Here is a 14,521-nt window from a genome sequence, read left to right as displayed (position 1 = left end):
ACGTCAGTGTCACCTAAGTGTACCCAATAATCATGCGCTACTGTGATTTACTCTGCAATGCTCTGATAACAAAAAAGCCAGAGATAACAATGTAAATACTGGCTTTGTGATTTGTTGTGAATCGCTAAGAAATGTTATTCAATATTGAATCTCTTCATTGAGTATCAGGCTTAAATCCGCATGAATACTGAGTTTGTATTACTTAACCTGTATATGGATACCGACTTAATTCAAGTGGGTGGGTGAATTTTTCTGACAGCGTAGTCGCAAACATATATTCGGCTTCAGAGAGTCGGTACTACCTGTCAATGACATCAACTTATGGACTTTTGCTACATAAAGGGTTACTCATCGCGCTTCATAACTCAATTGTTGGTTGACCAGTGCCCACGCTATTCGGGCATTTTTATTTGCCAGCGCTACTGCTGCCTTATTGAGTCCGCTACGGGTTATCACGCCTTTTAACCAACGCTGCAATCCATTACATCGTTCGTCGGGGAGTTTTTGCACCCGATAAGCCACTGAGCGGGCACCGTGGATCAGTATTCCACACAAATAGCTATCTCCACGTTTCGTGATATATTCAGCATGGCTCACTGAAGCCGTTTAGGGGTGGTGTCCATTTCATTAATTCAGGCTCAATAACAACGCCCCCAAACGACCTGCGATCCGAATACGGTCATGGCAGGTTTTATGGCTGCCGCCACCTTGCCAGGAAAAAAATTTTAATTCTTTAATCAATCGACTCATTAGATTCTTCTTGTTGATGCCTGACAACAGCAATCTCTGGCGCGCGTCAGTGCGACAAAACAGAAAGCACCGGTTTTGCCCTTGACGAATATCTGTGCGCCAGAGTGAACGCAAGTTGAGGTATTGCGGGGCATCGGTTGAGTACACGGTACTGCCACCTGTATGAACAGGTCATCCCCACCGGCATAAAGCCAGCCTCGATATCGTCAATCTCTCCTTTTTCAATCTATAAAAAGCAGTGTCAGATTCACTGCGTGGTTAAGCAGGCTTGGGCCTGTCAGGGTTGCGTGGTGCTTTGGCTGTGGCGTCACTTTCAGCGATAAATCCGCAAAAAGTGACGCCCTTGAGTTCTGTAAACAGTTAGCAAAAATCGTGCGAACATTGAAGTGCCATCAGGCATAGCAAAACGCCTTAAGGTTAAATGTCAAACGGTAGTTATGTTAATGGATTAGCTGTAGAAAAATTGTTTGTTGAATAATTCAAACAGAGATAGATAAATGTATGAACGGATGAGCAAAAGTTATCCCTTTGCTCATTGAAGATAAACAGGATTTATGTTGATTCGAAACACCAGTGTATGAACCCACGTTCACTACACTTTGGTAACAAGATAAAGATATCCTTTTGGGTTATCTATTAGTTTAAGAGACCTTCATTGCCAGACGATGGTTTAGGTGTCTTGACAATATCTGCTCCCAAAGGTGGGCAGATGTACCGCAATTCTTGCTCTCTCTTTCAGGCTACGAGAGTTTTGTTTCGCCGTTAAATATTGATCCTTGCAGGCGATGGATCACTGATGTAAATAAGATATTAACGGCTGTGGTAGGCAGGGTCAACTAATTATGCTTGGTGTAGTATTGAAATCCAATCTGTTAATTCTGATTAACTTATGTACCAGAGCGAGGGTGTGAACATTTTATGAACATAACTGGAGCAAAAACAACCCTTAGATAGATTAAATTTAAAGCAACTCAACACATGCTGTCATCACAATAGCTTAGATATTGTTCGTGTTATTTTTAATTTAAGCACTCACGCTCTCGCCCTGACTTATGTACCCGATTTGGTACAGAGGCAATACATATTGGCTCATAAACTATTCTTATTGAACACTATCCAGAAGAAACTTCTCACCCAAATAGAAAAAATGCTTAATTGCGCGCTTTACATCAGTTTTTTTATTTGCTATTCAAGTCTATAGTTGTTTAATAGACATCATATTTTTTATAGGTGAATAATTTGCATATCAAAAAACTGACAATAAAAAACTTCAATCTGAAAGCTTTGACTTTAACAAGAAGGTTAATATCCTTGTTGGAGATAACGATTCTGGAAAAACGACAATCCTAGAGGCACTAGAACTGGTAGCCAACAGCAGTTACAGAGGTAAAGCATTAAGTACTTCTCTATTACCTGAATTATTTAATAATGAAGTGGTCAAAAATTTTCTAGATGGTGACAAATCCGAGCAAACATTACCTGAAATACTCATCGAAATCTATCTATACGATTGCCCCGAATATCGAGGAAAAAATAATAGCTCAAACCAAGATGAAGACGGTGTTTTCATTAGAATTTGCTTTGATGATGAACTGACAAGCACCTATCAGGAATTTGTTAATAGAGCAGTTTCAATTGATAGCATTCCAACTGAATTCTACAAAATAGAATGGTTTAGTTTTGCATGGGAATCCATTAAGTTTCTTAACCGAAAAATTAAAGGTTTGCTGATAGACCCAACCAAGCTTCATCCCACTTATGGTAAGACACAGTATCTTTCAAACATCATTAATTCATCTCTTACTAAAGAGCAGCAGGCTCTACTGAACTTAAATTACCGTCAGTTAAGAAATACATTTGGGCAGCAGGCACAGATAGAACAGTTAAACAAAAATCTTGACTCTACAAATCAAGTAACTGAACAAAGTTTATCTATAATAGCAGATACAAGCTCAGTTAAGCAGGGCTTCAACTAGCGGTAGATGACATTTCTTTCTCACATATTGGAAAAGGGGAACAAAACAAAATACAAATAAAATTAGCACTATTGAATAAGGGAGGTAATGTTAATTTTGTAATGATCCCAGAAAATCACCTTTCACACACAAACTTAAGTGAACTAATTAAATTCATATCTGACAACAATAAAAATCAAGTTTTCATAACTACTCATAGCTCCTACGTACTTAATAAGTTAAGCCTAAACAATTTGTGCCTTCTTTCACAAAAGTACTTGAGACTTAGTGATATTGATAAAAAAACATCCAAAACACTTCAAAGATTACCAGGACATGACACTTTACGGATAGTACTATCTAAAAAAGTGATTCTTGTTGAAGGTTCATCTGATGAATTGATATTAAAGAAAATATATCTTCAGAAGAACAATAAATTGCCGGAAGAAGATGGAATAGACATAATTGTTGTTCATGGCCTTGGTTTTAAACATTATCTTAATATTGCTACACATATCAAGACTCAGGTTCATGTGGTCAAGGATAATGATGGATCTTACAAATCGAATATCGAAAATTACGAAAATAAATTCAAGTTCGACAACGACAATATAATTTTCTTTTCAGAAAAAGATGATTCATTAAAATCACTCGAGCCATCTTTAATTGCAGCTAATGCTAAAGATATTAGTTCGTTAGACGCACTAGCCAAAATTTCCTTATCTCCTAAAGCATATGAAAAATTTAATAGAATATCCGATTTAGATACGAAAAAAGCTTACTTTGTATCAATTTACATCGGTGAAAAAGGTGATAAGAACTATGGTTCAAAGAAAGTTGATTCAGCAATACGAATCTTTGATAGCAAAGAAACTATTAAGTATCCAAAATACTTATTGGAGGCATTGAAATTTGACTAAGCAACTCTTTATTGCCTGCGCTGGAGCTGGGAAAACCACGAAAATAGTAAAAGAAGCAATAGAGTTAACAAATAATAATTTTAAGGTACTTATTATAACTTATACTCGAAGCAATCAAAATGAATTAATTCATAAGTTCAAAGAGTTAGGTGGAGTTAGGAGAGAGCTTTTTATTGTTAAAGGTTGGTACTCATTTATTTTAGAAGATATAGTAAGACCTTATCAAGGCTGTATATTTCCCAATAGAATTACTGGAATAAATCTTAATAGTAGCAATCCTCACATAAAAAACAGATACATGATAAGTGGAAGGAAAGAAAAAAATGGTAACACGTATAATCCAAGGCACTTCTTCGATGCTAAGGGGCAAGCTCATACAGAATTTATATCCAAACTTGCCTGTCGCATAATTACAGAATCTGAAGCTGATATTGCTAGCAGGATAAAATCTATTTATCAACGAGTTTATCTTGATGAAACACAAGACTTAGCTGGATGGGATTTTGATCTTCTAAAACATATCGTTAAGGCTAAAGAATTCGAATTCCATGCAGTTGGTGATTTCAGACAAACTATTTATCATACTTCTTCAAATCCCAAAAAACCTTCAACAAGTGCTGATAAATTAGCTGAATATACCAAAATGGGGTTTGAGGTAAAATATATGAACGACTGCTGGCGATCCATTGATCTTATTTGCAAGTTGGCGGATACAGTTCACGAGGGAGAAAATTATGTGCCAACAATATCAAAGATTAGACCTCCGAAAGATATAGAACATCAAGGTATCTTCTACATTTCCCCAAACAATATCGCAAGTTACATTGAGCTGTATCAACCAATGATTCTCAGGTACTCCTCAGCCTCGGGTAAAGAATATGAGCAGTATAGCAACCTGAAAACCTTTGGTAACGCCAAAGGTCAAACAGCAGCACATGTCTTAATTCATCCTACTGAATCTATAATTAATTTTCTAAAAGGAAAGAAAAATGTATTTGCTAAAAATTCCACAGCTACAGTTCAAAATAAACTCTACGTAGCAATAACAAGAGCTAGATATAGTGTTGCTTTTATTGTGGATGACAAGTATTTTGCTAGAGATTTATGGCAACCACCTAAAGATTATTAGTTTTTCAAAATTCTATAATTTAATTGCCTAAAATTTTCTAACTGATCGAAGTACTAAAGCGCCTATTTAGTCGCTTTAGTATAATTAATGAATCACTTATTATTTATTACTATTCTTCTTTCGGGGTATAATTCCAACCAGACGAACCACCAAAAGTAGCACCACCGTAACCACTACTTTGAGTGCCTAACGTACCCGAAGATTTAGCACCAACACCAAGTACTCCTTGCACTTTTCCCGCTCCATTTAAAGGAACTAATCCTTTAGTATTCCTCATCTGCTGCTTAAAACTCCATGTAACATCAGTGATAATCATGCTTTTCTTAAGTGTATCAATATCATCCATATATATTCGCAATGAATACGGGATCGTAAAATCCTCAGTATAATTGATAGAAAATATATTTTTTCTTTTAAAAACTGCGCTGCCCGCGAAATTAAGTGCTTTAACGGAGTGAGTTGTACAGTTCACTCCAGTTACATCATAAGTATCAATTATTTTTCCAAATCTTTGAGTGGATTTGGGAGCGGAAGTTCTACCTATATTTTTACCTGTGTACCATAGCCCTTTAAAATACCTAGTTATTGCAAAAATATCAGCATCTCTAATATTATAAACTTGAGCTTCCATTCTATAAAGCTCGGTTGACATATATTCTATTGCTTCATTACCTTGCAACCAAATTAAAACACCATCACCAGTTATTCCTAATGGCCCAGTATCAGCGTAACGACCATAGGTAAATACATTTATCCCACTTTCTGCATGAACAGAAATAAATGTGTGGCCTGTTCCCTTTGTTTATGTGTTCTTCCTAGCAAGAATATAAATAATAATCATTGAGATAGGAAATGATATTAATATAAAATATATGTCATTGTCCTTAATGAATTTAAAAAAAATCGAAAAATTTAAGACGTAGAGAAATGTAAAGACATTATTTAATAAGGTAATTAAAAATATAAAAAAAATCATTTTCAAACTGTATTTTAATTTTTTTCTGAACAAGAGCATGGCAGCACACAAAATAAAGAAAAAATTATTAGCCAGCATTACGTAATCAACGGCATTAATAAAAAAAGATAATTCAGATGAGGTGTACTCATTACTTGTCCATAGGGTTATTACTTCTTTTGTAGTCAAATCAATAGAGATAAATCCTATATTACAAAAAATAAATAAAATTATTACTATCAGTATATTAAATAATGATTTAATCCACATTTAACCCTTCCTATCATTTTTGCCAGTTCTAAAACCAATCTAGCTGAAAAATTCTTTATCTTGCCCATGATAATTGCATGTTTTTGATACACCGCTGGACAGGATACACCAGAATTATTTATATATCCTAGTATAGGTGACAATAAAGCGGAAATATCGTGATTAATGTCGTATATTAAACAAATAGATATGGTTACCTGTGTTACATTTCGTTTAAGACGACAGATTAAGACCACACTGACGCGCTACGCTTGTCTTCTCCGAGTTACCGGGTTAATAAATTACCCCAGTAACTCGGAGAGCTGAAAGATCACCTGCCAGAGAAAACATTTTTACCTCCCCCCTCCCTATTAAAGAATTGTGGATAAAACTGTTCACCCTGTTCACCTTTGAGTATTTTTATTTAAATTCATGTTGTTAAAGGATGATGAGTTGAAATTAAACTCTTCACCCTATAATACATTGATATATATGGTTTAAATTATAGAGTGAACACTTTTTTATATTTCTTTGAAAACTTACTGTAATCAGAGAAAAATTATTCTTCTGGCAGGCTATTCCTTGTCAATTTCGGCATCCATTCGATTGCAGTATCAAGATTCAGGCTCAGATTGCTACGAATGCCCTGTTTGCTTTTCTTGCGTAAATATTGCTGATTGTACTCTGCCAGTGCGCTTGGCATATCCATGCCAAAATGAGTCACGGAAACAGGTTTATTCAGGTTATTGCCTTTCATATAAGCAAGGTAGGCGTGATAGCGATATTTGCGAGGATTGAACGGCATAATTTCCGCATTGCCAATTAACAGACCGTCAACTTCATAGGAAGCAATAAGATAACCGCAAAAGTCGACCAGTGGATCTGTACCGCGTTTGATATCCAGCGCCTCCGCAGATTTCTGTTGCTCCGCCTGTAATCGCCTTGATACCGGAACCATCGCCTACATAGCGGGTTTGGTCTGGCAGGATAATCAGCGAATAGCCGACAATCAATGCCCTTTCCCGTGGGTTTTCCAGTGCTGCCATACTTGCGGAAACGGTATTGCCTTTACCTGCCAGCATGGAACAAATTTCGGCAAAGATGCTTTTGCCACTGCCTCCAGCTCCGGTGACTTGGCAGGAAGACTTATTGCAAAAAGTTTTAAATTATTTAGCAAAAATGATGATCCTTTTTTACACCATGGCAAGTTAGTTTATTTTTATGTTTCGTCTTATTTAGAATCAAAACCTAAACTTTATTTACTACCATCATTAAATGAGAAAACTCAAAAAGATACTGTCGAATTTATCGAGCAACAAGCACAGTCGAAGACAGATCAGTTCAGGCAGCAAGAAATAAGTTCTCTATACCCAGATAATAATGAAAACTCTACTGATAAAGGGGGATTAGGAGCTTTAGATCATAGTAGTACCTTATATTCACGTTATATTGACCAGAGATTAAGAGAACTATGTGCACTTCCCCAGATAAAAAATTTCAAACACCTAATGAAGACTTATCATTTTTAGAAAGTGAACCAGCCTCCATTCGGGCAATGCTGGATAGGAAAAAGGTTAGAAAACATTATTTTTTAATGGAAATAGATAATCAGCTAGCAAGTACGCTAGAAGTTACTCGAAATGATAAAATAGGTTCAGTAGCCTTGCAACGTTATTCTGAAAAACGATAAAAAATAATGAGGGCTTATAGAAATGGCAATGAAATTTATGCTACTAACATTATTACCACTAACGCTGTGTTTGACCGGATGTGACTTTTTCGAGTATTATCTCGGAATCTTGGCATTCTTATAGAGATAATGCTAACCCATTCTTTCCGCCCCAAGAAAATAAATGGATCACAGTTGAAGGTATTGTTCCACCAAATACAAAACCGAGCTTAAAAGGAGGTTATACCTCAGTTAAGTGTCTTTCTGCTCATCATACCGCGGGTGGTACGCTTTATCATGAACCTAATCATCATTGGAATAAATTTAATATATTAGTTGATCCAAAGACAGGTTACTTTAAGGAGAAAATACCTTCATATGGAGGTGGATGGTGCCAATGGAGAATAGATACTATTACAATATCTCTTTCGTATATAAATGTTGAACATATAATGAAAGGAGCTATTCCCTACACTGGAACTGGTATAAAAGCGTTCATTAATGGAGCAAAAAAACCTGAAAGTATGAAGGAAATGCTAAATACGATTGATTACCGACCAACTATTTATCCTTTTTTAAGAAAAGATTACGATGTTCCTAATCAAATAGGTTTGTATGGTAAATCTGGTGGGTTAACATATTTTGGGTTAAAACTCATAGATGGAAACGAGTGAAAAATTATCTATAAACCTATTTTAGATGAAACTAAAATGCCTAAGATCATTATTCCTTCTGGTGATGAACCATCCAGAGTTGAATATCCTGATGGTAAGGTTGATTTAGGCAGGGATTCTATTGATTATTGGAAAATAAATAATACATCCCAATGGGAATAGTTATAAGTATCTATTAAACCATCTCAACATCAGAAGCTAATATAATTTATTTATAGTTTCTGATGTTGGTTTTGATATCAATTATTAAACACCGATTTTTTAGAAACAGGATTAAATATGGCAAAAAAGCCGTTATTTTATTAAATGACACAACCGATCACGGTGGAAAAGTGATTACTGCTGTGGGTGGCTACACTTATAAAGGTATTCCTGTTGCTGGAGAGACGGATTTAGTCGAATGCCCCAAATGTGAGGGTGTTTTTCCTATTGTTGAGGGCAGTGAGAATTCAAAAACCAAAGGAAAATCTATCGCCGTTGAAGGGATGCGCACAGCCTGTGGCGCAAAACTGATTGCCAGCCAGAAAGAGTTTCTCGCTTAATGGGATGACAAATTATTTTGGTTTGTTTGGCGTAATTCTGACGCGCTGCGCTTGTCTTCTCCATGTTACCGAGCTAATACATTAACCCGGTAACATGGAGAGCCAAAAAAATACCTGCCAGAAAGAATGTTTCCTCACCGTCTCCTCATTTTTTAATTTTCATTATTTCGGTTAACAATGGTGAGTTTCTGCCCGTTACGGGTAATCAGCCCGTCTTGCTCTAACTTGGTTAACCAGCGGCTGAAATTCTTCACATTCACACCCATATCTTTTGAATCATTTTCATCAGCCCCACCAAAACAGCGGGCGAGGGTATCCAGAATAATCAGGCGGACAGGTTTACCTGTTTCACATTTAACCTGTTGGGCGGTAATCACCAGTTTATGCACTTCAGCAGGCGAGACCGGAAATACTGGTTATTGATCAGATACATATTTTCAACCGTCTTAATCCATACCTAACTCAATCAGAGTTGTATTGGTGTGTTCTAAATAAGAAAGGTGCTCAAGCTGAAACTCGCTCATAGCATCACGGGGATCGCCAATAATGCTATGTTGTTGCTCCCACTGTTTAGCTGTCAATCCAGCCAGAACAATACGGCTCAGCATATTTGATTTATTGGTGTAATGGCGTGGCAATGTCGTTTTTCCCAGCTCGATACGTGCCATTTCCAACGCTGAACACATGGGCTTAAATGTATTAGTTCAGATTAGTTCTGACAGTGCGTCTAAGATCATGAATTGTGAAGTTAGGGATGCTAGCAGGTAATGTACGTCTTACTTTGGCAAGTGCAACGGGTAGGGTGGTTTCCTGGATATGTGGAATCATGCGGTGTTGCATTTCTTGCTGGTAGAACGTATTGGCTACCACAAGCCATTGGTCATGTTCCCAATGGTTAGATCGGTGATGAGATGTAGTATTCACGCTCAATGAACGTACCTATCACTTTGTCGTGCATTTCTTCGGATTTGGAATAACCTATTGTCTTTCTATTCAACCTCTTTATCCGGATACGAAGCGTAAGATTCGTTCTCTCGATACGTTGGGTAAATTTCTTTCCCGTGAGGTGTTTTTTCTTAGGCAGGTAATCGTAAACGGCATAATCATCTGTACAGTAAAACCGGATAGTAAAAAGAGATAGGAGTGCCAGCAGCTTTTTCTTCCTGCTGCGATCCCCAAACACATGTGCCACTACCCGTTTCCTATTCGGCTCCCACGCATACCAGAGCCAGCGCTGATTTCTTTTATTACCGACAAATGACCACTGCTCGTCTATTTCACAGACAATATGAATTTCACTGCCCGAAAGCGGCAGCGTAGTTACTTGTCTTGGCGTGAGTTTTTTAATGTGCGAATGACCGTGTTAATACCGACTTTCAGAACCCGAGCCGTGTCCCTGACACCAGCGTTATTCATGGACATATCAATAATTCGTTCTTTCATGCCGGGGTGGCAGGCTTGGTAGGTATAGTTCAGTTGGAAGGTTTTACGGCAAGCATAACAGTGATAGCGGGGGTGCCCAGTACGCCCTTTTCCATGCCCTTTAACCTCGTCTGTTTTATGACAGTAACGACAAACCACATCAACTTTAGCCATATCTCACCCAGAATAAAAAGTAAGGAGTTTATCACAATATCTAACCATTGGGAGCATGACCTCTTCAATATTCATATCACCAATGCGTGGGTTAATATCCTTATCGATACGTCTGCGCAATATGTCGGGGTGCTTCCAGCGAGGAAGTATCTGGCGCTCAAAGTATTCGGTTGCTAGATCTGAAACTTTGATAGTGTTCTTTTCAGCTTCAATTTTTGCCAGTGCTTCGGCTTTGCGTTCCTGTTTCTCCATCGCAACGTCATAGCCTAGTGACACACGGGCAGATAATTCTTTTGTTATCTCTCTGGCTTTAGCAAGGGATATATCAACATACGAACCAAGCAATACGGATCTGCGTTTACCCGCAAATTTATACCTGAAACGCCATACAGGAATAGTTTTCTCTATAACTCAGATATAAGCCATTCCCGTCTGTTCTACCTTCGAATCTTTCCCCTGACTTTATCCATGCCCTGATCTGCTTATCTGTGAGTTTTGGCATTGAGTTATCTCCCATTACTAAGTCGGGTACACCTAAAATAATTTCTAACATCCAAGGTGTACACCTAGGTGTACCCAATAATCATGCGCTATTGTGATTCGCTCTGCAATGCTCTGATAGTAAAAAAGCCAGATATAACAATATATATCTGGCTTTATGATTTTCTCTGAATTGCTAAGAAACACTATTCAATATTTTGAATCTGTTCCCTCATCTGCTCAATCAACACTTTTAATTCAATTGCAGAATTAGTCACATCCGCATTAATTGATTTTGACGCCAATGTATTCGATTCGCGGTTAAATTCCTGCATCATAAAATCGAGGCGACGGCCGACAGCTTCTTTCTTTTTCAGAATATTACGAGTTTCTTTGACATGAGCATCCAAGCGATCCAGCTCTTCTGCTACATCAATACGTTGAGCCAATAAGATCAACTCCTGCTCAAGACGGTTATTTTCCAACTGGATCTGGGCTTCTTCCAGCTTGGTTTGTAACCGTTCGCGTTGCCATTGCAAGATGGCTGGCATCTGTACACGGACTTTGCTGACTTCCTCAGTTACGGCATCCAAACGTTGTTCAATCAGTGCCTTAAGCGCTTGGCCTTCAGTTTCTCGGCTTTGGATAAAGGCATCCAGCGCCATATCGAGTTCTGCAAGCAATTGTGTGCTGATGGCATCCAGATCTTGTTCTTCGGCAGCCATTACACCCGGCCAGCGCAGAATATCTACAGGGTTAATTTCCCCTTCATTGCTCTGTTGTTTAATCCAGCCTGCTGCTTCAACAAGTTGTTTGGCCAGATTTTCATTAAGAATCAGTGTGCCCTGAGCGCGGATATCCAGCTCAAAACGTAGGTTACATTCCACTTTGCCGCGAGTCAGGCGGGAACGGATACGCTCACGGATGACTGGTTCCAGACTTCTGAATTGCTCTGGCAGACGAATATAAGTTTCCAGGTAACGTTGATTGACAGAGCGCAATTCCCAGGCTGCATTCCCCCAATCTCCCTTGATATCTCGCCGCGCAAAAGCGGTCATGCTACGGATCATAACTCATTCCCAATTTATAAAATGATGAATGATTATAACGCTCCAGGCAGATGCAGGATAGGCATTCGCCGCGTTAGGCCGTATAATGCGCCCCCAATAAAGTATTAACAGCGGAGAGAACACTATGAGCCTGGTAGGAAAGCGTCTGGCAGAAAGAGCGGCAGGGCAGGTTCGTCCTATTAAAATAACCCGTCATTACACTAAACACGCGGAAGGTTCTGTGCTGGTTGAGTTCGGGGATACCAAAGTGTTATGTAATGCCTCCGTTGAAGAAGGAATTCCACGTTTTCTGAAAGGTCAGGGGCAGGGTTGGATCACGGCAGAATATGGTATGTTGCCTCGAGCGACAAATACCCGTAACGCCCGTGAAGCCGCTAAAGGCAAGCAAACTGGCCGTACGATGGAAATTCAGCGTCTGATTGCCCGCTCACTGCGCGCTGCCGTAGATTTGAAAAAACTAGGTGAATATACCATCACGTTAGATTGTGATGTCATTCAGGCAGATGGAGGCACGCGTACTGCCGCTATCTCCGGCGCATGTGTAGCTCTGGTAGATGCGCTGGATAAGCTGGTTGCTAGTGGCAAACTGAAAGAAAGCCCATTGAAATCAATGGTAGCCGCAGTTTCTGTTGGTATCGTTGATGGCGAGGGGCGTTGTGATCTAGAGTATACAGAAGACTCCGCGGCTGAGACTGATATGAATGTCGTCATGATGGATGATGGACGAATGATTGAAGTTCAGGGCACGGCAGAAGGTGAACCGTTTAGCCATGATGAATTGCTGTCATTACTCTCCCTGGCGAAAGAAGGATTGGCAACTATTTTTGCCGCGCAGCAAGATGCGCTAACGCAATGTTTTCCAAAAGAAGATTATCTAAAACAAGATGAATTGAAAAAATAAATGGATCAGGCGGCTGAAGAGTCGCCTTTTTTATGTCTGAGATAATGGCGATAAGAATCAAATGATGCACAAGAGGAGAACCCCATGAAAACCTATCAGCGCGAATTTATTGAACTGGCACTGGAAAAACAGGTGCTGAAATTTGGCGAATTTACGCTGAAATCCGGTCGCCAGAGTCCGTATTTTTTCAACGCAGGGTTATTTAACACCGGACGTGATTTGGCATTGCTTGGCCGTTTTTATGCTGCGGCATTGCAGGATAGCGGTATTCCATGTGATTTGCTGTTTGGGCCAGCTTATAAAGGTATTCCAATCGCAACTACAACCGCAGTGGCGTTGGCGGAACATCACGATATTGATATGCCTTATTGTTTTAACCGTAAGGAAGTAAAAGATCATGGGGAAGGAGGAACGTTGGTTGGCAGCCCATTACAAGGAAGAGTTGTGGTAGTTGATGATGTGATCACAGCAGGAACCGCTATTCGTGAATCTATGGAAATTATCAAACAACATGGTGCAACGTTGTCTGGCGTTATTTTGTGTCTGGATCGTCAGGAGCGTGGACGGGAAACACTTTCGGCTATCCAGGAAGTTGAGCGTGATTATCACTGCAAGGTATTTTCTATCATTACTTTGAATGATTTGATTACCTATCTGCGTGAAAACCCAGAAATGCAGTCTTATTTAGAAGCGGTGGAAACTTACCGCAGAGAATACGGTATTTGATCGTTCGTTCTGGTTGATTGCTCTGTAGAAATGACAGACTAAAAAAAATCCCTCGCCCAATGGTGGGCGGGGTGAGTAGTAGAAATGACATCCCGCAGATAATGTGGAAGGAATGTCATTACTGAGCGATTGGGTAGTCAACTCAGCTAGCCAAAACATGTTAACACAAATTTATACAAAAAACGTTAGGGAAAAACGCATGTTATTATTTCCATATCCTGTAATGAAAAGATCCCCAGAATAAAAAATGGGCGTAACAGATTTGGGAAATTTATTGTAGTTGGTTCAATATCAAGGGCCAGCGTATTTCAAATTCTTTCGTTGGTCGATAGCGGAATTCAGAGCGAACAAAACGAGAGAGCATGCCTTCACAAAAAGCCAGTAATTGAGATGCTAATATCGTTTCGTCATAACTGAATCCTTGTCCATCCCGTATTTTTTTCTCTTTTAAGATTTGGCGAAGCTGTACCTCAATACGCTCAAACAGTTGATTGATACGGTTTTGTAATCTGTCTTGTTCAAACATCAGGGCATGGCCTGTCATAATACGGGTTAAACCTGGATTTTTTTCTGCAAAGCCCAAAATAAGGATCAGGATTAACCGAATTCGAGGAATGGTCTCTTTTTCATCTTGCAAAATCAGGTTGATGCGAGAAATTAAAGAGTCTTCAATAAACTCAATCAGGCTATCAAACATCCGGGTTTTGCTTGGAAAATGACGATAAAGTGCAGCTTCAGAAACTCCAACGTTGGCGGCAAGTTTTGCAGTTGTAATACGCTGGCTGCCATCGCTGGATTCAAGCATATGTGCCAGTGCCTGCAAGATTTCTTCACGTCTGTTTTTCTTTTTTGTACGTTCTTTTTCTGCCATATGTGGTAATACCCCTGCTAAGACAGCAAAACAA

General features: G+C 39.0%; 14 protein-coding genes and 6 pseudogenes. 9 read left to right on the top strand and 11 right to left on the bottom strand.

Features of this window, described 5'->3' with window-relative positions; translation table 11 throughout:
- Positions 1–348: 348 nt before the first annotated feature.
- Positions 349–579, bottom strand: a pseudogene (locus AAC852_RS04200) (IS110 family transposase); the annotation flags it as partial.
- Positions 580–630: 51 nt separating this feature from the next.
- Positions 631–750: pseudogene (locus tag AAC852_RS04195) on the bottom strand (phage integrase N-terminal domain-containing protein); the annotation flags it as partial.
- A gap of 1,307 nt (positions 751–2,057) precedes the next feature.
- Here AAC852_RS04195 and AAC852_RS04190 point away from each other — a divergent pair.
- The 3 genes from AAC852_RS04190 to AAC852_RS04180 all read left to right on the top strand — a co-directional run bounded on the left by AAC852_RS04190 (position 2,058) and on the right by AAC852_RS04180 (position 4,754).
- A complete protein-coding gene (locus AAC852_RS04190; RefSeq protein ID WP_340620233.1) occupies positions 2,058–2,726 on the top strand; it encodes an AAA family ATPase in 669 nt (222 codons plus the stop codon).
- Between the two features lie 101 nt (positions 2,727–2,827).
- Positions 2,828–3,625, top strand: coding sequence for an ATP-dependent nuclease (locus tag AAC852_RS04185; protein ID WP_340619942.1), 798 nt, complete (start codon positions 2,828–2,830; stop codon positions 3,623–3,625).
- The gene (locus AAC852_RS04180) at positions 3,618–4,754 is read left to right on the top strand and encodes a UvrD-helicase domain-containing protein (protein ID WP_340619941.1); all 1,137 of its coding nucleotides are present in this window, start codon (positions 3,618–3,620) and stop codon (positions 4,752–4,754) included. The genes AAC852_RS04185 and AAC852_RS04180 overlap by 8 nt, the downstream gene beginning before the upstream one ends.
- A 109-nt stretch (positions 4,755–4,863) precedes the next feature.
- Here the strand turns inward: AAC852_RS04180 and AAC852_RS04175 are convergent, their stop codons facing one another.
- The gene (locus tag AAC852_RS04175) at positions 4,864–5,433 is read right to left on the bottom strand and encodes a hypothetical protein (protein WP_340619940.1); all 570 of its coding nucleotides are present in this window, start codon (positions 5,431–5,433) and stop codon (positions 4,864–4,866) included.
- A gap of 1,084 nt (positions 5,434–6,517) precedes the next feature.
- Positions 6,518–7,094: pseudogene (locus AAC852_RS04170) on the bottom strand (primase-like DNA-binding domain-containing protein); the annotation flags it as partial.
- A gap of 335 nt (positions 7,095–7,429) precedes the next feature.
- Here AAC852_RS04170 and AAC852_RS04165 point away from each other — a divergent pair.
- From AAC852_RS04165 to AAC852_RS04150, 4 genes are all read left to right on the top strand, one after another.
- Positions 7,430–7,648 carry a hypothetical protein gene (locus tag AAC852_RS04165; RefSeq protein WP_340619939.1) on the top strand — a complete coding sequence of 73 codons (219 nt, stop codon included), beginning with the start codon at positions 7,430–7,432 and terminating at the stop codon, positions 7,646–7,648.
- 80 nt (positions 7,649–7,728) lie between these two features.
- Complete coding sequence (locus AAC852_RS04160; RefSeq protein WP_340619938.1) at positions 7,729–8,301, top strand: hypothetical protein; 573 nt, start codon at positions 7,729–7,731, stop codon at positions 8,299–8,301.
- Positions 8,302–8,337: 36 nt separating this feature from the next.
- The gene (locus tag AAC852_RS04155) at positions 8,338–8,463 is read left to right on the top strand and encodes a hypothetical protein (protein WP_340619937.1); all 126 of its coding nucleotides are present in this window, start codon (positions 8,338–8,340) and stop codon (positions 8,461–8,463) included.
- 110 nt (positions 8,464–8,573) lie between these two features.
- Positions 8,574–8,843, top strand: a complete 270-nt coding sequence (locus AAC852_RS04150; RefSeq protein WP_340620232.1) for a PAAR domain-containing protein — start codon at positions 8,574–8,576, stop codon at positions 8,841–8,843.
- A 152-nt stretch (positions 8,844–8,995) separates the two neighbouring features.
- Here AAC852_RS04150 and AAC852_RS04145 read toward each other — a convergent pair whose 3' ends face one another.
- The 6 genes and pseudogenes from AAC852_RS04145 to AAC852_RS04120 all read right to left on the bottom strand — a co-directional run bounded on the left by AAC852_RS04145 (position 8,996) and on the right by AAC852_RS04120 (position 11,989).
- The gene (locus AAC852_RS04145; protein WP_422824251.1) at positions 8,996–9,232 is read right to left on the bottom strand and encodes an AAA family ATPase; all 237 of its coding nucleotides are present in this window, start codon (positions 9,230–9,232) and stop codon (positions 8,996–8,998) included.
- Positions 9,233–9,292: 60 nt separating this feature from the next.
- Positions 9,293–9,544: pseudogene (locus tag AAC852_RS04140) on the bottom strand (antA/AntB antirepressor family protein); the annotation flags it as partial.
- Between the two features lie 4 nt (positions 9,545–9,548).
- Positions 9,549–9,720: pseudogene (locus AAC852_RS04135) on the bottom strand (tyrosine-type recombinase/integrase); the annotation flags it as partial.
- An 18-nt stretch (positions 9,721–9,738) separates the two neighbouring features.
- Positions 9,739–10,439 (bottom strand): IS1 family transposase gene (locus AAC852_RS04130; protein WP_340619936.1). Its coding sequence is split into 2 segments (ribosomal slippage): positions 9,739–10,190 and positions 10,190–10,439, totalling 702 coding nucleotides; the frame shifts between segments, so codons are not numbered across the junction.
- 57 nt (positions 10,440–10,496) lie between these two features.
- Positions 10,497–10,941, bottom strand: a pseudogene (locus AAC852_RS04125) (Arm DNA-binding domain-containing protein); the annotation flags it as partial.
- 184 nt (positions 10,942–11,125) lie between these two features.
- A complete protein-coding gene (locus tag AAC852_RS04120) occupies positions 11,126–11,989 on the bottom strand; it encodes a YicC/YloC family endoribonuclease (RefSeq protein WP_340619935.1) in 864 nt (287 codons plus the stop codon).
- A 124-nt stretch (positions 11,990–12,113) separates the two neighbouring features.
- Here AAC852_RS04120 and rph point away from each other — a divergent pair, with 124 nt between their 5' ends.
- The gene (gene rph / locus AAC852_RS04115; protein ID WP_340619934.1) at positions 12,114–12,890 is read left to right on the top strand and encodes a ribonuclease PH; all 777 of its coding nucleotides are present in this window, start codon (positions 12,114–12,116) and stop codon (positions 12,888–12,890) included.
- An 84-nt stretch (positions 12,891–12,974) separates the two neighbouring features.
- The gene (gene pyrE, locus AAC852_RS04110) at positions 12,975–13,616 is read left to right on the top strand and encodes an orotate phosphoribosyltransferase (protein ID WP_340619933.1); all 642 of its coding nucleotides are present in this window, start codon (positions 12,975–12,977) and stop codon (positions 13,614–13,616) included.
- 271 nt (positions 13,617–13,887) lie between these two features.
- Here pyrE and slmA read toward each other — a convergent pair whose 3' ends face one another.
- Positions 13,888–14,487 (bottom strand): nucleoid occlusion factor SlmA, encoded by a 600-nt coding sequence (gene slmA / locus AAC852_RS04105; protein WP_340620231.1) that lies wholly within the window; start codon positions 14,485–14,487, stop codon positions 13,888–13,890.
- Positions 14,488–14,521: the final 34 nt, after the last annotated feature.

The organism is Xenorhabdus siamensis (assembly GCF_037996745.1).
Classification (GTDB): Bacteria; Pseudomonadota; Gammaproteobacteria; order Enterobacterales; family Enterobacteriaceae; genus Xenorhabdus; species Xenorhabdus indica.
The sequence above is the reverse complement of the archived record's forward strand: the minus strand, read 5'-3'. Positions and strand labels throughout refer to the sequence as shown.